Source organism: Bartonella quintana (assembly GCF_009936175.1).
In the GTDB taxonomy this organism is placed as follows: domain Bacteria; phylum Pseudomonadota; class Alphaproteobacteria; order Rhizobiales; family Rhizobiaceae; genus Bartonella; species Bartonella quintana.
Genome location: NZ_AP019773.1, coordinates 1,497,358 through 1,520,107 on the forward strand (window position 1 = coordinate 1,497,358; position 22,750 = coordinate 1,520,107).

At 40.5% G+C, this 22,750-nt stretch carries 15 protein-coding genes and 2 pseudogenes; 5 read left to right on the top strand and 12 right to left on the bottom strand.

The genetic code is table 11. The features are described from left to right. The first annotated feature begins 93 nt into the window (after positions 1–93). The gene (gene cobS, locus MF1_RS06210) at positions 94–1,065 is read left to right on the top strand and encodes a cobaltochelatase subunit CobS (RefSeq protein WP_161510703.1); all 972 of its coding nucleotides are present in this window, start codon (positions 94–96) and stop codon (positions 1,063–1,065) included. Between the two features lie 29 nt (positions 1,066–1,094). Continuing rightward, entirely contained in the window at positions 1,095–2,993 is a 1,899-nt protein-coding gene (gene cobT / locus MF1_RS06215; RefSeq protein ID WP_161510704.1) for a cobaltochelatase subunit CobT, read from the top strand. A gap of 235 nt (positions 2,994–3,228) precedes the next feature. Here the strand turns inward: cobT and rpmB are convergent, their stop codons facing one another. Beyond that, positions 3,229–3,522, bottom strand: coding sequence for a 50S ribosomal protein L28 (gene rpmB, locus MF1_RS06225; RefSeq protein WP_011179907.1), 294 nt, complete (start codon positions 3,520–3,522; stop codon positions 3,229–3,231). A gap of 284 nt (positions 3,523–3,806) precedes the next feature. Here rpmB and MF1_RS06230 point away from each other — a divergent pair, with 284 nt between their 5' ends. Next, positions 3,807–4,592, top strand: a complete 786-nt coding sequence (locus MF1_RS06230; protein ID WP_161510705.1) for an SURF1 family protein — start codon at positions 3,807–3,809, stop codon at positions 4,590–4,592. A 1,129-nt stretch (positions 4,593–5,721) separates the two neighbouring features. Here the strand turns inward: MF1_RS06230 and MF1_RS07245 are convergent. The 5 genes and pseudogenes from MF1_RS07245 to htpX all read right to left on the bottom strand — a co-directional run bounded on the left by MF1_RS07245 (position 5,722) and on the right by htpX (position 12,153). Then, positions 5,722–5,869 (bottom strand): annotated as a pseudogene (locus MF1_RS07245) (DUF1127 domain-containing protein). A gap of 279 nt (positions 5,870–6,148) precedes the next feature. After that, positions 6,149–7,765, bottom strand: coding sequence for a bifunctional phosphoribosylaminoimidazolecarboxamide formyltransferase/IMP cyclohydrolase (gene purH, locus MF1_RS06235; protein WP_161510706.1), 1,617 nt, complete (start codon positions 7,763–7,765; stop codon positions 6,149–6,151). A gap of 160 nt (positions 7,766–7,925) precedes the next feature. After that, a complete protein-coding gene (locus tag MF1_RS06240) occupies positions 7,926–9,635 on the bottom strand; it encodes a heparinase II/III family protein (RefSeq protein ID WP_161510707.1) in 1,710 nt (569 codons plus the stop codon). 65 nt (positions 9,636–9,700) lie between these two features. Continuing rightward, complete coding sequence (locus MF1_RS06245) at positions 9,701–11,086, bottom strand: RsmB/NOP family class I SAM-dependent RNA methyltransferase (protein WP_174235342.1); 1,386 nt, start codon at positions 11,084–11,086, stop codon at positions 9,701–9,703. Positions 11,087–11,103: 17 nt separating this feature from the next. Beyond that, entirely contained in the window at positions 11,104–12,153 is a 1,050-nt protein-coding gene (htpX, locus tag MF1_RS06250; protein ID WP_042995518.1) for a zinc metalloprotease HtpX, read from the bottom strand. 84 nt (positions 12,154–12,237) lie between these two features. Here htpX and MF1_RS06255 point away from each other — a divergent pair, with 84 nt between their 5' ends. Continuing rightward, positions 12,238–12,453, top strand: a complete 216-nt coding sequence (locus MF1_RS06255; RefSeq protein WP_014924575.1) for a DUF1674 domain-containing protein — start codon at positions 12,238–12,240, stop codon at positions 12,451–12,453. A 146-nt stretch (positions 12,454–12,599) separates the two neighbouring features. Here MF1_RS06255 and rpsP read toward each other — a convergent pair whose 3' ends face one another. The 4 genes and pseudogenes from rpsP to MF1_RS06275 form a co-directional block, all read right to left on the bottom strand. Beyond that, the gene (gene rpsP, locus MF1_RS06260) at positions 12,600–12,953 is read right to left on the bottom strand and encodes a 30S ribosomal protein S16 (RefSeq protein ID WP_014924576.1); all 354 of its coding nucleotides are present in this window, start codon (positions 12,951–12,953) and stop codon (positions 12,600–12,602) included. Between the two features lie 16 nt (positions 12,954–12,969). Continuing rightward, positions 12,970–13,302 carry a chorismate mutase gene (locus MF1_RS06265; protein WP_042995519.1) on the bottom strand — a complete coding sequence of 111 codons (333 nt, stop codon included), beginning with the start codon at positions 13,300–13,302 and terminating at the stop codon, positions 12,970–12,972. Then, positions 13,280–14,899, bottom strand: a complete 1,620-nt coding sequence (gene ffh / locus MF1_RS06270; protein WP_014924578.1) for a signal recognition particle protein — start codon at positions 14,897–14,899, stop codon at positions 13,280–13,282. Before ffh ends, MF1_RS06265 begins: the two co-directional genes overlap by 23 nt. 202 nt (positions 14,900–15,101) lie before the next feature. Further along, positions 15,102–15,790 (bottom strand): annotated as a pseudogene (locus MF1_RS06275) (carbonic anhydrase). 254 nt (positions 15,791–16,044) lie between these two features. Between MF1_RS06275 and MF1_RS06280 the strand changes: the two are divergent. After that, positions 16,045–20,733, top strand: coding sequence for an NAD-glutamate dehydrogenase (locus MF1_RS06280; protein ID WP_161510708.1), 4,689 nt, complete (start codon positions 16,045–16,047; stop codon positions 20,731–20,733). A gap of 17 nt (positions 20,734–20,750) precedes the next feature. Here MF1_RS06280 and MF1_RS06285 read toward each other — a convergent pair whose 3' ends face one another. Both MF1_RS06285 and MF1_RS06290 read right to left on the bottom strand, forming a co-directional pair. Then, on the bottom strand, positions 20,751–21,740 hold the full coding sequence (locus MF1_RS06285; protein ID WP_244614184.1) for a DUF2125 domain-containing protein: 990 nt from the start codon (positions 21,738–21,740) through the stop codon (positions 20,751–20,753). 230 nt (positions 21,741–21,970) lie between these two features. Then, positions 21,971–22,717 (bottom strand): glutamine amidotransferase, encoded by a 747-nt coding sequence (locus MF1_RS06290; protein WP_161510709.1) that lies wholly within the window; start codon positions 22,715–22,717, stop codon positions 21,971–21,973. Positions 22,718–22,750: the final 33 nt, after the last annotated feature.

Genomic DNA, 22,750 nt, shown 5'->3' on the forward strand with positions numbered 1-22,750 from the left:
GCCTCGCTTTATAGAGCATTGCATAAGTTCTTTAACTCTTGTATCGTTTTCCAACAAATGAAAATAAATAGCGTACTTCCTTCTGGAAAAACAATGACAAAAACAAATCCTACAGTTGAAAATGTGCCCGATATTACACTCTGTGCTCGTGATCTGTTTAATATTAATACGGATATGAAAGTCCCTGCTTTTAGCACAAAAAGCCCCCATGTTCCTGATTTAGATCCTCATTATCTTTTTGATCAACAAACGACTTTAGCGATTTTAGCAGGTTTTGCATTTAACCGCCGTGTTATGGTTTCCGGTTATCACGGCACAGGTAAATCGACGCATATTGAACAAGTCGCAGCGCGTCTTAACTGGCCTTGTATTCGAATTAATCTCGATAGTCATGTCAGCCGTATTGATCTCGTAGGAAAAGACGCCATTGTTTTAAAAGATGGACTCCAAATTACTGAATTTAAAGAAGGTATTTTGCCATGGGCTTATCAAAACAATGTTGCTCTTGTGTTTGATGAATATGATGCAGGACGCCCCGATGTTATGTTTGTCATCCAACGCGTCCTTGAAGCTTGTGGACGACTAAGCCTACTTGATCAAAGCCGTGTTATTGCGCCTCATCCAGCATTTCGTCTTTTTGCAACCGCCAACACCATTGGTCTTGGTGATACAACAGGGCTCTATCATGGTACACAACAAATCAATCAGGCTCAAATGGACCGCTGGTCCATTGTGACGATCTTAAATTATTTACCTCACGATAAAGAAGTTGATATCGTTTGTTCAAAGGTCAAAACTTTTCAAACAACTGAGGGAAAAAAAACAATTTCACAAATGGTGCATGTTGCTGATATGGTCCGGAAATCTTTTATTAATGGAGATCTTTCAACGGTCATGAGCCCACGCACTGTCATTACTTGGGCAGAGAATACGGCAATTTTTCAAAATATTGGATTTGCCTTCCGTTTAACTTTTCTTAACAAATGTGATGAACTAGAACGTGCCACTGTCGCAGAATTTTACCAACGTGCCTTTGGACAAGAGCTTCCTGAATCATTCATTTAGTGTGTCTTACCTTAAGGGATACGTCTATCATGGCCGCAGAAGCTGGCGAAAACAGCCAAAATCTGAAAAACGACTCTCCCAACAGTACCCTTGATGCTGAAGCTTTTAAAAAAGCCATTTCCAGCTGTATCCGGGCAATTGCTGGTACGCACGAGCTTGAAGTTTCTTTTAGTCACCACAGACCATCACTGAACGGAAATTATGCGCACTTACCGGAACTGTCACAACACGCAACAGATAAAGATGTAAGCATTACCCGTGGACTAGGCGATTCCATAGCCCTACGTAAAGCGTGGCATAATAACAGCATTCACACACGACTTGCTCCAGTAGAATCAAAAGCACGCGCTGTTTTTGATGCTCTCGAACAAACCCGTGTTGAAGCAATCGGCACTTTAGCTATGGAGGGGATTGCACAAAATCTTGATAGAATGCTCGCCGATAAATATCAAAAAACCCATTATCGAAAGATTAACACCCAAAGTGAAGCCCCCATTCAAGACGCGATTGCACTTTTATTGCGTGAAAAAATAACAAAACGCCCTCCTCCCAAAGAAGCTGGACCTTTATTGGAATTATGGCGCCATTCAATCGAACAAAAAGCCGCAGCACAACTAAACGAACTAGCGCATCATATTCACAACCAACATGCTTTTGCACAAATTGTTCGGCAAATGCTTTTTGCTCTAAAAATGGCAGCCCAACTAGAAGAAACTTCTGACAGCGTAGACAATAAAAAAGTAAGAAACGGGTGTAAATCTGAAAACAAAGCAGAAGAAGACAGTGAAAACGAAAAACAGGATCAAAGCGAAAAACAAACAACAACTGAACAAGAAAGCGATGCACAAGATAAAGGAAAAACGCAAGTAGCTCAATCAAACGAGGGTGATAAAGCCGAAGAAGAACAAGAAAGCGCTTGGCAAGAAAAACCGAGTAAACCCAAACGTTTTCTCGCTGTTTCGGACCAAATGGAAGGACTTGCTGACTATAAAATTTTCACCCGACAATTTGACGAAGTTTTGGAAGCAACTGATTTTTGTTCTGAAAGCGAATTGGATCACTTGCGTCAGTGTCTTGATAAGCACATCAATCATCTCCAAAGCATTGTAGGACGCTTAGCAAACCGCCTCCAGCGCTGTCTTATGGCACAACAAAATCGCAGTTGGAATTTTGATCTTGAGCAAGGATATCTCGATACAACGCGACTCCCACGCCTTATTATTGATCCAATGCAATCCCTCTCTTTTAAAATGGAAAGCAATACCCAATTTCGCGATACTATTGTCTCACTCCTCATTGATAATTCAGGATCAATGCGAGGACGTCCCATTACTGTTGCAGCAAGTTGTGCAGATATTTTAGCCCAAACTCTTGAACGTTGCGGAGTCAAAGTTGAAATTTTGGGCTTTACCACCAAAGCTTGGAAAGGAGGGAAATCGCGCGAAAAATGGCTCAATCAGCATAAACCTAATAATCCGGGGCGCCTTAATGATTTATGTCATATCATCTATAAAAACGCCGATACACCGTGGCGTCGAGCACGACGCAATTTAGGTTTGATGATGCAGGAAGGATTGCTGAAAGAAAATATTGATGGTGAAGCACTTATTTGGGCGCATCAGCGCCTTTTATCACGGCGTGAACAGCGTCGTATTCTCATGATTATTTCTGATGGAGCTCCTGTTGATGATTCAACACTGTCCGTTAATTCTAGCAATTATCTTGAAAAACATTTACGCGCGGTGATTCAAGAAATCCAAATCCATTCGCCCATAGAACTTATTGCCATTGGCATTGGTCATGACGTTATACGTTATTATCAACGCGCTGTAACAGTTATGAATGCTGAAGGATTAGCCGACGCGATAACAAAACAATTAGCCGCACTCTTTACCGAAAAAACGCTTCATCTTTATAAGAAATCTTAAGCCCCCTGAAACTGAATCAAAATATTAGAAGCAGTCATAGCAAGGCACATTGCAAAAACAGAAAAAACAACATACCTCTTCTTTTGCTGTTCTAACAAAGGACTGCGTGAGGAGAGTTCCTTAACCTGGGTAATGGAACCCACTCAATACAGGAACAAACAGTAAAAGCCCAAAACAGCGCCCCCTAACCTTAAAACGAGAGCAAACAATTCAGTCTCGTAGTCAACAAAGGCGATTACGCCGCTTGTTCAGCTTTTTTCTTAACAATTTGACGTTTTAACAAACGGGCACGTTGCGATAATTCTTTATCATCAGCTCTGACCAAAAAGCTATCAAGACCACCGCGGTGCTCAACAGAACGCAAAGCACTCGCCGAAACACGCAAACGGTAACTTTGCTGCAATACCTCCGAAATTAATGTCACATTGCAAAGATTTGGTAAAAAACGACGACGCGTTTTATTATTCGCATGGCTAACGTTATTGCCATACTGAACTGTTTTTCCTGTCAATTCGCAGGCACGAGACATAAGCTTCACCTTTTTAAACTCTAAGAAACTCTTAAATCCCAATCCCAGTAAAACAGAATGAACGCAAAGCACGTACAAAACATTGCCTTAAATGGGCACCATTGGGAAGTCGTGTTTCTAATAGGGTGTCGCCAACGAAAGGTCAAGTCTTTTATAAAACCTTTTGGGTCTCTTATCGGTTTATTTTCTCATCTTTTTCTGTAAAAGACATACAAAATATTTTTTTTAAATACTCATCGTGCTAAAATTTAATGCTCACTAGACAAAAAAGGGAAGTATGCATCATGAGCAAAACAGAAGACACCATAACAGAGCTTCAACACAAAAATATCCGTTTCTCTTCCCTTCTTTTTGGTGCTTTATGTATATGTTTTTTTCTTATTTTCAGTGCATTAGGTGTGTGGCAAATACAACGATTAAACTGGAAAACAAATCTTATCACCAGCGCACATCAGCGTGTTCATTTGCCTCCCATCAAAGCACCACCCAAAAATCAATGGGCATCTGTTACTTTTGAGAAAGATGAATATCGACCTGTTATCATCACTGGAAAATTCCTCACAAATAAAAATATTCTTGTTACTGCTGTTGCTCAAGATACCAGTGGTTACTGGGTCTTAACGCCTTTACAAACAGCCAATAACGCAATAACCTTTGTAAATCGCGGTTTTATTCCCATGGACGCACGCCCTCACTTTCAACAGCTAAAACAGCCACACACAAATGACACTTCTAATCAACCTTCTGCCACTGATACAGAACAAACTACAATCATAGGTCTATTACGTATGAGTGAAAAAAACGGTTTTTTTCCACGCAAAAATAATCCTGATCATGATCTATGGTATACACGTGATCTCCCCGCGATGGCACAAAAACTTGGACTGTCATCTGTTGCTCCTTATTTCATTGATGCTGAAAAAAAAACAGCCCCGCGGGAAGAACTCCCCATTGCTGGTTTAACTGTTGTCCACTTCCGAAATAATCACCTTGTCTACGCTCTTACGTGGTTTATCTTGGCTGCTGGCGTCCTCGGCGCCTCTCTTTTTTTGCTACGGCAAAAAAGCTAAAAAAACACTCTCCACTCTTAAAGAAGATGCTGAGCATTTTCGTTTTAAAAGATGCATTTTTCATGAAAAAGCATCTTGAGGCTTGTGACCTGAGTTAAGGAAATATGGAGCAGCGTTAACGTTCCATTTGTTAAAAAACAGGCATATTACCAAGGAGAAATATTTCATCAATAAAGCGCAAGGATTGGCAAAAAATTTACAATTTATTGAGAAAAGCTTGTGGGATGCGTATGAGGACTGAAAACCTTACCCTCCCCTTTTTGTTGAAAGCATTTATTTTAAAAGCTGAACTTCAAGGGCGAAACATTTCTCTTTGATTATCAGGCAAATGGTCTAAACGTTCTCAATCCTGATGCTAGAAAGAGATTTGGTATCCGATTTTGGAAGAGCTTACCAAGAGTTATGAATTGTAATGGCGAATCTGTGAAGACCGATACCACCATTTTTCTGGCTCATCTTTTTGCTTATGAACTATAGATAAATCAACATAAGAGGAAAACATTGCGAAGAAACAAGCCAAGATTTGATCACGAAGAATCATGCTGTTGTAAGATTGGGTTAAGCTTTATGTTTTTTATTACACTGAGGAATTGAAATGATATTTCAAGCACCTCAACTTGTTGAAAGAGATGAAAATACAAAAACTATGCTGCTAAAGGTTATACTTTAGAGGTACAACGAGAAAGAGGATGAGGCAGCAAAACTGCGTGCTTGTCTTTTCTGCCTGTTCAAACAGATAAAAAGCTCAGAACAATGATAAAGACCTTTACAAAAAAAGCTCTCTTATCGAATGCTTGTTTAATGAAATCAAATATTTCAACTGTATTTTCTTATGAAAAGCGCCTTCTTTTATGGGACTACTACCTTAAGCTTCTATTGTTCTCTCGTTTAAAAAGTTATGTACACAGAACCTAAGGTGTGATGCCCTAAATTCTCATGCTGAAAATATGAGGTGTTTGACATTTGTCTTTCTAAAAGCAACAACAATCTTACCAAAAGATATACGAAAACGCTCTTCCTCATCACCAAACCTGAAAACCCGGAAGTAAATGCTCCACTGATCAAACACCGTAATCACAAAGCAGATGATGTCTCACAATAAAACAAGCCCTTAAGTGATCATCCACACTTAACAAGACTTATGCGAACAGCGTTGCGTAATTGAATCAATATTACCTCGATGAATAGTTGTTGAGTTCATATGTTGAAAGAGGACTTAAAGCGTTAACTGTCCGACGATATCGGCACCAATTACTATAAAAACGCAGAATCTTCATATCTTTTCCCAAAGCTTACATTACAACTTTTAGGATGCAATACAGACAAAATATCAAAAAAAGTTGTGCTACAATTGTTAACTGTCATGTATCACAGGATAAGCAACATTTTTTACGAATAAAGTAGTAACCATCAAGACTTTAGCTGTCCCTCCTATCGAAATAAATTCAATATCATAAATACGAAGCGCTCATGCAAACCGGGATCACACCTATTTTTCACTAGGTTTATTCAAAACTTATCTTAGTTGAAAAATCAATAACCTAAGAATAAAAACGCTAATGACGAAAATGCCGCACACCGGTGAAAACCATAGCCAAACCATGCGCATCAGCTGCGGCAATGACTTCTTCATCACGCATTGACCCGCCCGGTTGAATAAGCGCTGTTGCACCAGCTTCAACAGCCGCTAATAAACCATCTGCAAAAGGAAAAAACGCATCTGATGCAACCACGGACCCTCGAGTAGGAGATTCTGTTAAACCTGCTCTTTGTGCACTTTCTTCAGCTTTACGCGCAGCGATTTTAGCTGAATCGATGCGACTCATCTGACCTGCACCAATCCCAACTGTTGCACTATTTTTTGCGTAAACGATAGCATTTGATTTGACATGTTTCACCACACGAAAAGCAAATTGAAGATCACGCATTTCATCTTGACTTGGGGCCCGCTTTGTCACCACTTGCAGGTTAAGATCATCAACAACCATATTATCACGTGACTGCACTAAAATTCCCCCTGCAAGCGTTTTGGCAACAAGCCCTCCGCAACGTGGATCAGGCAAACCACCTGTGGTTAGCAAACGAAGATTTTTTTTCTTGGCAATAATTTCGCGTGCAGCTATCGTTGCATCAGGCGCAATAATCACTTCCGTAAAAATTTTAACAATCTCTTCAGCACATTCTTCATCAAGGGGTTGATTTAAAGCAACAATTCCACCAAATGCCGAGACATTATCACACATAAGAGCTTTCAAATAAGCTTCCTTTAAACTTTTTCCTTCTGCAACACCGCAAGGATTAGCATGTTTAATAAGAGCAACAGCAGTGGTTTTTTGTGGATCAAATTCTGCCACAAGTTCAAATGCTGCATCTGTATCATTCATATTGTTATAAGAAAGTGCTTTGCCTTGTAAAAGTTTTGCTGTTGCAACACCAAAACGTTTTTCATTATTGCGATAAAATGCTGCCTGTTGATGTGGATTTTCTCCGTAACGCATGACATTTTCAAGATAACCAGAAAAACTTTGCCAAGATGGCGTTTCAATTTTTAAATCCTGCGCAAACCACGTTGCTATCGCCGCATCATAAGCAGCCGTGTATGCATAAGCACGCATTGCTAACTGACGTCGCATGGAAAAGCTTAAACACCCATCATGCTGCTTTAATTCAGCTAAAACAAAATCATAATCACTCACCGCTGTTACAACACCAGTATAAGCATGATTCTTTGCTGCAGCGCGGATCATTGCTGGTCCACCGATATCAATATTTTCAAGAATTGTTTGTCCATCAGCCCCAGATTGGGAAGTTTTTTCAAAAGGATAAAGATTCACCACCAGAAGATCAATTCCGTGAATGCCATGCTTCTCCATAGCCACGGCATGACTTGGATCCTGCCTTACCCCTAACAAAGCACCATGGATCAGAGGATGGAGTGTTTTGACACGCCCATCCATTATTTCCGGAAACCCAGTAACTTCAGCAACATCTTTTACGGGTAAACCAGCATCCATTAAGACTTTGGCTGTTCCCCCAGTCGAAATAAGTTCAACACTGTAAGCATGAAGCGCTTGTGCAAACGCCACCACACCCGTTTTATCAGACACAGAGAGCAGAACACGACGAACCCGATGAAGATCAGGTATGGGAAATTTTTTGGCAACAACACCCATAATTAGGAATCCTAAAAAATAAAACGGTTAAAATTCAAGCAAAATAGCTTTGGCTAATCATAGCACGCACCTTTATCAAGGTACACCGAAAGAATAGAATAGCATTTTTTAACACACAAAGAATATCTCTCCCTTATCGATATTATTAAAGAGGAGTGAATCATTGCTCTAACTGAGGGCAGATAAAACGCCAACGAACTTTTTCTTGGAATGCAGGACGAAAATACAAAACAATCTGTTGTGTGCGTTGCGGACCTGTTAATCCAGTAAAATCAATCGAATCTTCAAGATAAATATCAACGTCAGGTGATATAAAATACCATACCTTTCCGCCCTCTACCGCTAAACGCACACGATTACCATCATAGTTGACTTCAACTTTCGGATGAAGATGAAATCGAACAGCAACATTATGCTGTTCATTTTGAACTGCTATAGATCTCTTTGATTGCCGTTTGTATGGTGTAAAAAATCGATCAAACCCCTCAATCATTGCTCCATTTGTTGCTAAAATGAGACCACGCTCGTGAATCAGATTAAAAGGTTGCACATAACCATTATGACTAGCAATAAAACCGATTTTCTCTGAATCATCTATACGCCGCACTTTAACATCCGTAGGCCCCCCAAGTAAAAAGGAAGCACCACTCTTGTTTTTTTTACGAAAAACACCCACCGAACAATTATTAACCGTAACCGTTGAATGTGCTGCGGTAACACGCCCGAAATATCGATACTCCTCAGATCCATAAGGATTAACACCCGTATTGATAACAAAACGGCTTCCCTGTGAAGACATTTCAAAAGACAAACACCCTGAACAAGCCTGTTCTGCGGCAGAGTGTGGTGGAAACTTTCCTGTATCTGCAAGCACTGTCGTTTGCTGAGCCTGTAAACGTTGAAATCCTGAATAACGTGCATAACTAAAAGGACGCCCCGCTGTTTCATCAAGCTCTAAAAGTGTTGATAAGCGTTTAGGTTCAAGTGAACCAACACCATTAAAATGCGCCAATGTGTGATCCTCATGAAGAAAAAACCGTAAAGCTGGCAACATACGCTCAACAGAATCAATGAGAATACGTGGTGCTGTTTCATTACTATGCATAAAAAGATTACGCAAAGACAATAAGTCCGATAATAAATCGAGCAAGATGGCAGGGCTACGCGAAATATGCCCCCCATCAACCAAAATCTGACGTGAAAGCTCCTCTATGAGAGTGGTTTGCACCTTTTTTTTCATTGCTACAGAAATCGGCAAAGCAAGAGATGCGAATGCCAAAGCGACAGCTGCTCGTAAACGTTTATCATTGTTTTCCATACTGGAAATCGTCACACGCAAATAACGAAATTGGAAACCAAGCGCCTGTAAAAAACGTTTTTCGAACCGCTCACTTGCCCCCTTCAACAACATTTGCGAATGACAAATCCACGAAATCAAACGCCGTGCCACAATTGGCGCACTCCAAGCAAGGCCGTTTATTTTCTTGACACACTGGTCAAGCCAGTCTTCTACGAGCGCGCGTGCATGGGCAGCAGCTAAATCACTATCTGCTGCCGTCATATGTCGCAACCAATGAAAATTATGAAGGGCTTCTTCCCATTCAGGCGTTGGTGAAACTAAAGAAAAAGGTGAAACAGCACCAGAATGAACAATATGACCAGCAAAAGTAAAACGACCATGGTAAAATTCATGCGCCATCATCGGATCAGCGAGGTGCAAATCAATGGGATACGCTAAAATTTTATGGGGACGAAACCCCGAAAATCGCCAACGAAACAACGGTCCTACCCATAAACGCCGCATAAATTGATGTGTCATGGACACAAAGGCTGAAGCCTTTATCTGAGGACCGTTTATCGCAACCGCCACAATCTTGTCTCCGTATATGCTTAATTGAGCATAACTTCAGCCATTTTAGTAAATGAATCGTTAAATTAATTTACTTTCCGGAAACGCGCTGTAAAAAAACCATCCATTCCTAAAAACATTTTTTTCTCAGCATCAAAATTTTCATGACAAAAATCTGCAGGGGTCGTGCGCAAAATCCCCTTCGCAGAAAGCAAATGCGCCAGTGCACCCATTTCTTCTGCACAAATAGGCTCTAAAACAACATCATTGCATGTTGATAAAATTTTCTCAATTAGGTCTTCACCTTCTTCTCTTGCCAATGAACAATTGGAAAAAACAATGCGGCCACCTTTTTTAACCAAAGCAATTGCTGCCACAAGCAAATCATATTGCAATGCTGCAAGTTTGATGACATCGTGCATCGATTTAGTCCATAAAATATCCGGATGACGACGTATTGTTCCTGTAGAGGAACAAGGGGCATCAAGAAGGGCAGCATCAAAAAGCCGTTTGGGATGAAAATCTTTCACATCACCTTCATGGTAGCGAACTGAAAAATGAAGCCGCTTCATATTTTCCTTCAAGCGTTTTAACCGATGAGCAGAGAGATCAACCGCTGTCACATCAGCCCCTTGCAAAGCCAATTGTGCTGTTTTTCCGCCAGGGCTTGCACAAAGATCAACCACCTGTTTGCCATAAATATTTCCGAGTAAACAAGCAGGCAATGCTGCTGCAAAATCTTGAATCCACCAATCCCCATCGGCATACCCTGGTAATTCAGAAACAGAACAATTTAAACGACCCAGTCGAACCGAACCATTGGGCAAAATAATCCCCCCCAACCGTTCTGCCCATCCAACACTATCAGATTTCACCGTTAAATCCAGCGGTGGCTCTAGACTTTGAATTGCTAAAATCTGATCTGTTTTTTCTTTTCCATAAGTTGACACTAAAAGCTGTCCAAACCACCCCGGAATTTCTTCAATAGTGGGAACTTTCCGGCATAAAAATACTGCCTCACGTGCAACATTGCGTAAAAGAACATTCACCAGCCCTGAAAAACGGCGCATCCGCGGATCAATTTTAGCCACACGCACTGCTAAATCAATCGCAGCATGATCCGGAATATCAAGATAAAGAATTTGTGCCACACTGATATGCAAAAGATGCTGAAGTGAAAACGCCTGTGGAGGTAAAGGCCGTGTCAAAAAGCGCGATAAAGCCGCTGTAATCTGTCCCCGATGACGTAACGCTGCTCCCAAAATGGCACGACACAACAAACGATCTCGATGTGAAAGCCCTAAATACTGTGGATGTCCGTGCTCATTATCCGTCAAACCAGCAAGAGACGTGCGTTTATCAATTACCGCCCCTAAAAGGCGAACACACACTTGCCGAACAGTTAATCCCGGAACATTCTTTTCGGCCACACATCCCACCTTTTCGCGTTTCAAAACAATACTTTTACGCATTTGTCCCTATAAGAACTTTATGATCGAGACCTTTTTGAGTCTTCATAACGAAGCCAAGAAGGACGTTTTTTAATGCGCTGAACAGCATTGTTTTCCTGATTACCGAATATGCTGGTTTGCGCACTGCGATTCAGACCATCATAATCTAAGTTGCTGTTTTTTTTGTGAAAATTCTCTTCTTCACTCCATCCCATGCTCTTTGGCATTGCTTCTTTCATCTCTTCTGCTTGCCGACGAAGAGCAGCAATACGATTGGCTGTTGCTGGATGGGTAGAAAAAAGGCTATCAGCCCCTTCACCCTTCAAAGGATTGATAATAAACATATGCGCTGTTGCTGGATTATGCTCTGCTTCTTCATTGTATACCGTATGCCCACCGCCAGCAATTTTACTTAATGCCGAAGCCAACCATAAAGGGTTACCACATATTTCAGCACCCCGCCTATCAGCAGCATATTCACGGGTGCGACTAATGGCCATTTGCACTAGCATAGCAGCAAAAGGTGCCACAAACAGAGCAATAAGTCCCCCAAGCGCCCCAGCACCATGCGAATGTTCTGAAGAATTCCGCTGCCCTCCCATAAAAAAAGCGAAATTACCAAGCATTGAAATTGCCCCAGCAATCGTTGCGGTTAGAGTCATTGTTAAAGTATCACGATGCTCAATATGTGCCAGCTCATGCGCCATAACTCCAGCAACTTCTTCTGCGCTTAACTGCTCTAACAACCCAGTACTTGCAGCAACAGCTGCATTTTGAGGATTGCGTCCCGTAGCAAAAGCATTTGGTTGTGCACTATCAATAATATAAACTTTTGGCTGAGGGAGAGAAGCTCTTTGAGCCAAATCGCTTACAATTTTATAATAAACAGGTGACGAATGCTGATCAACTTTGCGAGCACCATACATGTTTAAAACGATTTTATCCGAATTCCAATAAGAAAAAAAATTTAAGCCACCTGCCATCAAAAGTGCGATGACCATGCCATTGCTCCCGCCAATGAGATAACCAACTCCCATAAAAAGGGCTGTCATAAATGCCAAAAGCATTGCTGTACGCATTATATTCATTACTCAAAAAACTCCATGATAAAATACAATTCTTCATATATGATGGGGTTTTCTTTTTACTTCTTCAATGAAGAAAGGTGTAAAATGGATAAAAAAGACCAAAAAATAAGCAAACAAAATGCAACCGTCGATAAACAACAACCTCTTTCCTCTGAGGCACAACGCGCCCTAAACGAAGCTGAAGAAAGGCGTAAACATGAAAAAAATAAAGATAAACCTTTAGAAAATGGTGGACGTGGCGGCAAAGACCCTTCACGCTATGGAGATTGGGAAATTAAAGGCCGCGCCATTGACTTTTAAAAAAACCGCATGTTGATTTAAAAAAAATCAAAAACCCTTTTAAAGAAGATCCGTTTTTGTTCGTCAAAAACGGATCATATTGTTCTTCTCTCTAAAGGCTTTAATAGCAAAATTGATTATATTTTAAGAATAATCACATCTTTATCTTATACTGAAGCAGATTCTGCTTCAGCAACTTGCTTTGCTGCAGCTATGCGTTCTTGCGCTTTTTTACCAGGTTGACCTTTGTGTGGATTATTGCGGTTTGGACGCTTTTTTAAGCCAACAGCATCTAAAAACCGCAAAACACGATCTGTTGGCTGAGCACCTTGACCAAGCCAATATTGAATACGTTCTTCGTTTAACTTTACACGTGGTCCATCTTTAGGCAACATGGGATCCCATGCACCAACACGTTCAAGAAACCGCCCATCGCGCGGACTACGAGCATCCGCAACCACAATGTGATAATAAGGACGCTTTTTTGAGCCTCCACGGGACAAACGAATTTTTAATGCCATATTTTATCTCCTATTGTTAGCTCTGCTGGCTTTCGTTTAAATTTATTTTGTTTGTTTTTTGCTTTTCAGCAATGACTTCATGCTGGCGCACGACTTCTTTGATGATAAACTTTAAAAATTTCTCAGCAAAATCAGGATCAAGATGACTGTCTATAGCTAATTGCCGCAATCGCGCTATTTGATATTGTTCACGCAGAGAATCTACTGCAGGCAAATTATAACGGGCTTTTAAGCGCCCAATTGCTTGCGTACAACGAAAACGCTCTGCTAAAATATGAATCAACATTGTATCAAAATTATCAATAGATGTTCGTAAATACGTCAATTCACTCAATATTTTTTCCTGCATCATCCTTCCTTCCCTCTTTGCATCTTATTTTTTCTTGAGAGGCTGAGGAAAATTCCCCCCTATGATCGGTATTGCCATTGGAAAAACCAGGAAAGAGAGAACCACGCCCCGGAAGACCGGGTAAGACTTTCTTTCCATGACCACCTTGAATCTGTTTCTGATATGTTGAGAATTGCTTTGGATCAAATTGCGATAAATCGGGCATAGTTACAGAATCTCCATTTAAAGCTCCCACACCCCCAAGCCCCATTTTAGAACCAAATGCCCCAAACATTTTTTTCATCAAACCGCCTTTACCCTTACCTCCTATGACTTTCACCATATCAGCCATTTGGCGATGCATTTTCAAAAGCTTATTAATATCAGCAGTACTCGTGCCAGAGCCCTTAGCAATCCGTTGTTTACGACTATGTTTCAAAATCTCTGGATTGGCACGCTCGCAGGACGTCATTGATGAAATAATAGCCAATTGACGATTAAACAAACGGTCATCAAAACCCGCGGCGGCAAGTTGATTTTTTACCTTGCCCAACCCTGGCAGCATTTCCATAAAGCCGCCTATTCCCCCAAGTTTTTTCATTTTCTGTAATTGTTCTGCAAAATCATTTAGGTCGAATTTTCCAGCTTGCATTTTTTTTGCAAAAGCGACCGCTTTTTCATGATCCATCGTTTCAGCAGCTTTTTCCACCAAAGAAACAATATCGCCCATTCCAAGAATCCGATCAGCAATGCGACTGGGATGAAATTCTTCTAAATCGTCTATTTTTTCTCCGATTCCAATTGCTTTTATCGGCTTTCCCGTAACAGCACGCATTGAAAGAGCGGCACCACCGCGGCCATCACTATCCATACGTGTTAAGATAATCCCTGTAATCCCTACACGCTCATCAAAAGAACGTGCAAGGTGAACAGCATCTTGACCAGTAAGACTATCAGCAACCAACATAATTTCATAAGGAAGGCAAGAATCTTTAATTTGAGCCAATTCGAGCATCAAAGCTTCATCGATATGGTTGCGGCCTGCTGTATCAAGAAGCAGCACATCATAACCGCCTAATTTGGCTGCTTGTACCGCACGTGTTGCGATATCGATAGGAGATTGTCCTGCAATAATGGGCAAACTTGCAAGTTTTGCCTGTTCTCCTAATTGACGCAATTGTTCCTGTGCCGCAGGACGACGTGTATCTAATGACGCCATGAGAACTTTTTTATTGTGTTTATTGGTTAAACGCCTTGCAAGCTTTGCTGTTGTCGTTGTTTTTCCGGAACCTTGTAAACCAATCATCATGATAACAACCGGTGCTGGTGCGTTTAAATCACTCAGAACACCTTCACTTCCGAGCACATGAACCAGTTCGTCATGAACGATCTTAACAACCATCTGTCCAGGTTTAATTGATTTAACAATTGCGGCCCCAACAGCTTTTTCACGAATCCTGTCAGTAAAAGAACGCGCGACATCAAGTGCAACATCAGCCTCTAACAAAGCGCGACGAATTTCCCGCAGTGCCGTTGCTACATCCTGATCCGACAAAGCACCACGCCCTGTTAAATGAGACAAGATGGAGCCAAGGCGCTCTTGTAAGGATTCAAACATGATCTACCTCATTGCTGCATAACAAACAAACTAAAGTGGCATCCGAGAACGCATCGCGCCGTCGGATGTTGACCTCTGAGATCTCTTTATACCCTTAAACTGGGGTCTCAGTTGGTGGCTCCAAGTTAATTTTGTCACTGAAAGCTTACTCTTTCAAACAATAAACCCACCCCTTTGTCAAGATTTATCATACAATACCTCTTTAGGAAGCAAAAAAGCAACAAGCGTTACGCCTAAAATTCCCGACATCGACACGCATAAAACGGCCTGTTTCCTGTTCTACACTCCATAATTCACCAGTTGAGATATCAAGCCAACCCTGTGTAACGTCAAAACATCTTGATCTTTGCACGCCTTTATACAGGGAAATGTCTCTAAATTTTTCAGCGAATAACGAATAAAAAATTACTCTAATGCGGTCTGCTGCTCTGGCCCAGTCAATGATTTATTGCTAACAACTGTTTGTGCTGCTGGTGCCAAAAGACTTATCCATTGACCAATAAAATCATTTGACGATAAAGATTTGCCGTCCCTTCAAGAACAGTGCTCAGCTCAGCCCTTCCCCACAATGGCCATAACCAAAAACAACAATATGCTTGACCTCAAGGAATTGCACCGCATGTTTAATCGCTGCTGATGTTGCGTGATATTGGTTATCAAGACAAAAAAGAGGAACTAAATTTGCCACGTTGCGCAGGCGTAAAAATTTTACTTAAGTTTAGCATAAAAAATCGCTCTTGGCACTACCCGCAAATTACAACAAGTAATGACTAAAACTTCAGGTTTCTGCTCTTCAATCGCCAATTGCTGACAATGGGCTATTTTATATGAAAAATGATTTTTTGTAAACGACTGATAAATGTTTAAAAGTCTTTCTGGTAAACGCGTCATTTTATATATTTCAAAAGAACAGACTATTAATATACAAAAACACTAAAAATGTCCTTTCATCGACGCAAAACATTTTCTTAGAACGGCAAATTATTATTGTAAAGGAGAAGAAACAACTTTATCCTATCCAAAAACTATTCTCTTAAGGAGGAAGGTGTTACACTTTAAGGAAGAAAGTGTCATACTGCAGAGAATGATATAATAGTCTACTCCTATGAAAAAGAAATCCTAAGAGCAAAAAAGGGAAAATTATTGTGTTAAAACAAAAAACATCAGAAACAAAGAACAACCAAGATGAAATAGAACAAATCCTTTTTGCTCATACCGATAAAGAAGATATCGCCTGTTACGAAAGCAACGAACTCCAAAAAGCCGCAATCACCGCCGTTCAGGCCTTTAAGCTCCATCAAGCAGGCAAAAGTATCATCTGTTTTGAACAAAATTTAACCCGTAATAACAAACCTATAACCGTTATCACACTGGTAAACGACAACAAACCCTTCCTTCTTGATTCTATTTTGAATATATTCAATCATCACAAAAATCACATTTATTTGATTGCGCACCCTATCCTTGATTGTGCCTCCGGACAACGCATCAGTCTGATGCAAATCCACATCGAGTCCTTAAACGAGCAGCAAATACAAAAGCTTAAAGAGGAGATCGCCTTAGTCCTTGAGCAGGTCAATGCTGCTGTGCAAGGCTGGAAACCTATGCTTAAAGAAATTGAAAAGCATATCCATGCCTATCAAACAAACCTCCCACCGCGCTACAAACAAGAAGGCAAAAAAGCCATTGAATTTCTCAATTGGCTGATGGACAATAATTTCATCTTTCTTGGCATGCGCACTTATAACTTCATCAAAAACCAAGAACCTACAAAAGCCTTTACAGCCAGCAATATTGAACTAGGCATTCTCACCGATGCTTCTATTCGTATTATTGGCGATTCAAGCATGGAAGAGCCTCCCCAAGAAATCCTCTCCTTTATGGAAAGTGATAACCTGTTTATTGTGACAAAAGCCACCAGCCGTTCAAAAATTCACCGTTCTGTTTGGCTCGATTATATTGGTCTTAAAATCTTTGATAAAGAAGGTAAACTATGTGGAGAATTGCGTATTGTAGGGTTGTTTACCTCCTCAGCTTACACGTGTTCTATTTTGCAAATCCCTTTCTTAAACGAGAAGGCCAAAACCATTATTCAACGCCTTGGACATAATCGCACTGACTATTCTGGAAAAGCACTCATCAGCGTCTTAGAAACCTATCCAAGAGATGAAATGTTTCGCTCTGATGTTGATACATTAACGGAAAATGCCAAACTTATCATGCAATTAGACGAACGTCCACGTTTGCGGGTGCTTGCCCATACTGATTCTTTTGGGCGTTTTGTTTCTATACTTGTCTATGTGCCCCGTGACCAATACAGCAGCAATATTCGCGAAAAAATTGGCGAATATTTTGTTGAGCTTTATAAAGGTGATTTTTTTGAATCTTATCCGCTATTTTTGGAAAGCACCCTTACACGTGTCTATTATATCATTCACCGTAAGGTGAGTGAAAGTGCTCCTCTTATCGAGCGCACCATACTTGAACAACATGTGCGTTCTATAGCACGAAGTTGGGAAGAAAGCATTCAAACTATAGCTCTTAACCGCAAAATAACAGAGCAACAAACGCGTTTAGCCAGCCAATTTCCCAACAGCTATCGTGACTTATTTTCAGCTGAAGATGCCATTGAAGATGCCAAACATATTTTAAGTCTTCATGATAAAAAACCGCTTTTTGTTACATTTGATTATGCACACAACAAAGAAAAAAAAATAATTTCTCTCCGACTCTTTCACCGTCATGAAGCACTTGCCCTTTCCAAACGCGTACCCCTCCTTGAAAATATGGGATTTCGGGTTATCGCTGAACAAACACTTAAATTACCAGATGACAACGGAAACTGTGTATATCTTCATGATATGCAACTGGAGAGTGCTTTCCAACTCTCTATCGATTTCGACAAAAACGGTCAAAAGCACGCCGAAACATTTGAAGCTATTTGGGCGCAAAATGCCGATAATGATGCCTTTAATGGCTTAACCCAAACAGCTGAACTTGATTGGCGTGAAATTGTTATTTTCCGCCATTATGGACGCTATCTCCAACAAGCTGGAATTCCTTATTCACAAGAATGCATCGCCCAAACTTTAAATGCCTATCCCGATATTACCCAAGATCTTTATGCTTTATTTCATTTGAAATTTCATCAAAGCCATACAGAAAAAGAGCGGAAGAAAAACCAACAAGTCATTCAACAACGCATTGAAGAAAAATTGCAGAAGGTACCAGGCTTAGATGATGATCTCATTTTACGCCGTTACCTTAATCTTATCAATGCGAGTTTACGAACCAATGCCTTTACCCCTCTCCAAGAGGGTAGTCCACGGCGTATTTTAGCAACCAAATTGGACCCGCGCCAAATTGAAGGTTTGCCAGAACCGCGTCCTTATCGAGAAATTTTTGTTTACGGTCCAGAAGTTGAAGGCGTTCATTTGCGTTTTGGCCCCGTTGCTCGTGGTGGAATTCGTTGGTCTGACCGTGCTTTAGATTATCGCACTGAAGTGCTCGATTTAGTCAAAGCCCAACAAGTTAAAAATGCGGTTATTGTTCCTGTCGGAGCAAAAGGTGGATTTTATCCTCACCGCCTTCCCCAAACCAACGACCGTGCAAAAATAACAGAAGCCGCACGACAAGCTTATATTGACTTTATCACGGCTTTGCTTTCCATCACCGATAATCTGGTTAACGGCAAAAGAAACGCACCTCCAAATGTCATCTGTCATGATGGCAATGATCCTTATTTTGTTGTTGCTGCAGACAAAGGCACAGCAACCTTTTCTGATACAGCCAACGTTATCAGTCAAGCAAACCACTTTTGGCTCGATGATGCTTTTGCCTCTGGAGGATCAGCAGGATATGACCACAAAGCCATTGGGATTACAGCAAAAGGTGCGTGGGAAGCAGTTAAAAGACATTTTCGAGAATCCTTTAATCACAATATTCAAACAACCCCCTTCACTTGTATCGGGGTTGGTGATATGTCCGGTGATGTTTTTGGAAATGGAATGTTGCTTTCCAAACAAACAAAGCTTATCGCTGCCTTTGATCACCGCGATATCTTTATCGACCCAGATCCAAACATAGCTGAAAGCTATGCAGAACGTATGCGCCTTTTTAAACTCCCTCGATCAAGCTGGCAGGATTACGACCACAAAAAATTATCAAAGGGTGGTGGCATTTTCTCGCGCACAATGAAAACCATTACTCTCTCACCTCAAGCATCACAAGCCATTGGCTTCGAAAAACAAACAGGAACGCCTTTTGAAATTATCTCTGCACTTCTCAAAGCGCCTGTTGATCTTTTATGGTTTGGCGGCATTGGTACTTATATCCGTGCAGCAACAGAAACCGACGCACAAGTAGGTGATCGTGCAAATGATGCAATACGCATCACCGGTGAGCAAGTACGTGCAAAAGTTATTGGTGAAGGCGCTAATCTTGGTCTCACGCAACGGGGACGGATTGAGTATGTCTTAAATGGTGGGCGATGCAATACGGATGCCATTGATAATTCCGCAGGCGTTAATTGTTCAGATGTTGAGGTTAATATTAAAATTGTTCTCGCATCAGCACTTCGTGCAAAAACGCTTACCCGCGAAGTACGCGACGAACTCTTGAAAAAAATGACTCCACAAGTTGAACAGTTAGTTCTGCGTAACAATTATTTGCAAACACTTGCTCTCTCTTTGGCTGAAAGCCAAAGCACCACTGACTTGCCTTATCAAATACGCTTTATGCAGGATTTAGAACAGAAAAAGCTTCTAGATCGCAAAGTCGAAATTCTCCCTGATGAACAAATTTTGCGTCAAAGAATAGCCCAAGGACAAGGGCTTATTCGTCCAGAACTCGCTGTTATTTTGGCTTATGCTAAATTAACCCTGCAAGAAGAAATCGCCCATAGTCCGATTGTTGATGATGGTTATTTCAACACCGCTCTATTGAACTATTTTCCACCCCAAATTCAGAAAGGCTTTGAAAAAGAAATCATCAATCACCAATTGCGTCCTGATATTATTGCAACCCTCATTGCTAACGATATTGTTAATCGCGGAGGACCTACTTTTGTTAATCGCCTAAAAGATACAACAGAACAAACAGTTGAAAATATTATTCGCGTCTTTACCGCACTGTGCGATGGCTTTGAAATTCCTCAATTGTCTAACCAAATTGATAAACTTGATAACAAAATACCCGGTCTTATTCAAAATAAGTTCTACGCAGCAATAACCTCAATGCTCTTTGAAGTAACCACTTGGGGCTTACGCAACATGGATCTCTCTGTCCCACTAGAAGAACTTGTGAAAACAACGAAGCAAGCCCGGAGTGTTATTGAAAAACAGCTTACGAACTTAAACGGTAAAGATATTAATCAAAAAATTAATGAGAAAGCAATACACTATAGCGAAGAAGGAGCGCCAAAAGCTTTAGCAAAACAATTGGCTCTCTTGGAAGCTGCTCCAATAATTTGTGATATTTCTTTGGTTGCCAAACAAAGCAACAGTGACCTTATTAAAACTGCAGAAATCTATTTCTCACTTGCTCAAATCATTCGTATAAGCCGCTTCAATGAAGCGAGCCAAACAATTCCTGTGCTTGATTATTATGATAGCATGGCCTTAAACCAAGCCAAAGAAAATATTGCCGAAAACTTACGGAAAATCGTTATGAAAATCCTAAAAAATTATGGAGCAAAAAATGATCCGTTCGTAGCCTGGAGCAAAACAAAAGAAGATCAAATTCACAATGTAACAAACCGCATTGGTGCACTCATTGAAAATGATCTCAACATTTCTCGCTTTACCTTTGCAGCAGGGTTGATTGCACAACTTTAACACTCTGCCTTTTAAACTTAAAGTGGTGAAAAACGGCCAAGTTTTAAAAATCCAAGTTTTGCCCACCCATGAGTAACCAGTAAGGGCAGAACCGGATAGCCATCTGCATTTTTAGGCATAGCGCTCAAAATAAAAAATAAAGCTTGAAGATTGTTGGCTTGCGTGGGAAACAAACGTTGCATAGTAGCAAGAAGCTCTGTGTGTTTAACAAAGGCAAGTTCAAATTTTGCTGTTAAATACCCTTCATCATCGAAGGAAAAAGGTCCATTTACACGCACCACTCCGCCTGTATGAAAGATCAATTCACCGCGCTTTAAAAGACCACTTTTCCCATACAAGTGCTGTTTCCAATTACCTCCACCATTTGTGTCAAACAAATCAGGGATATCATTGAGAATCCATTTAAAATTGCCATCAATTTTTGGAAAATCAACAAAATAAGGTGTAATAAACACGGACAAATCAAAACCATCGAAAGTAAAATGCCCCGATAAATTGTTTTTTTCTTTCTTAAGATCAAACCGCACAAATTCTGCTGTTATTTTTTGGGCTGCATTCTTTTGATTTAATGAATGCACAATGGCTCCCTCAGCATCTCCCAAAGATGTCTGATCTTTACCACTTTCTTGTGTTGTTTTTTTATCTACTCTCTGTGATTCCGATGCTTCCTGAAATTTTTGGTCCTTAAAAGAAAATGTAATGGGAAAAATTTCAAGCTCTTCAGCTATAAGCTCAAATGTCTTACTGGTTCTCCAATAAGGTTCCGTTCTAATCACCAAATTGCGCCAACATGACATTATAGGATTTCTTCCAGCTAAAACAAATGATGCAGGAGAATGAACTTCCACCCCTAGCCAATGAGGTGCATAAATTGGTGCACCCACCATTAAATGCGCAGTTGATAAAGAAAAACCGTGCAACGGCCAAGAAAACTGAAATTTATCACAAACAACACCAATACGTAACGGATAACCATTCTTGCGTATATGTTCGCACACAACCATCACATCACGGGAAGATGCCCTTGCAACTATATTGGAAACACGCTCTTCTATTTTATGTGAAAAAAAACCAGATTGAGCTATAAATTAGTATCAAAATAAAACAAAACACCCCCCAAAGCAGAAAGCTTAAAGAAAGGCTTTTTCGGAGTGATTTCAATTGAGAAAATATAAACAAACTTTAAACTTTCCTTATCTCATGATACCAGTCAACATGGTCATAGTTTTCTTAACACTCACGCATGTACGGTAGATACATTAAAAATCTGTCGCAATGCATTTTCAAACCATTGGCTCAAAGCCCGATCATATATTAAGCGCCCTTTTAAATGTGCAGAAGCCGGCTGAGCACCTTTTTCGGTTAATTTCTGGGCTGAGCGCACAATCAAACGCCGCATCATAGTCCTTGTGAATTCAGCATGAAATTGCAAACCCCATGCATTGTCTCCATAACGAAAAGCTTGTGTAGGATATGTATCACCTGTTGCTAAAAGTACTGCCTCTTTAGGTAAATCATAAATACCTTCATCATGAAAATGATAGACCATTTCTGGCCAATTCATCAATGCCTTACCCTGTGAAGTGGCTTCCAGTGGATACCAGCCAACCTCAACGATTCCATCATTTCTTGTACACACACGCCCGCCTAACTTGCACGCTAACATTTGTGCTCCAAGACAAATGCCCAAAAAAGGTTTATTTTCTTTCAACGACAAAGAAATCCATTCAATTTCCTCGCTAATATATGCTTCCCTGTCATTCACACTCATCGGGCCTCCTAAAATGACAACACCAGCATAATGCTCTAATGTATTGGGAAGTTTCTGCCCCAAAATAGGACGGTAAATATCAAGAACAAAACCACCTTTCTGCAAAAATTTTCCCAAACGACCAGTATAGGTAGATTGACGATGAATAACGACAGCAATTCTTTGTTTGCTATTTGTTTGTTTTTTATCAATACATCTTTGTATCAAAAACATGTTTTAACCAATCACTTTTATAATCAAACAAAA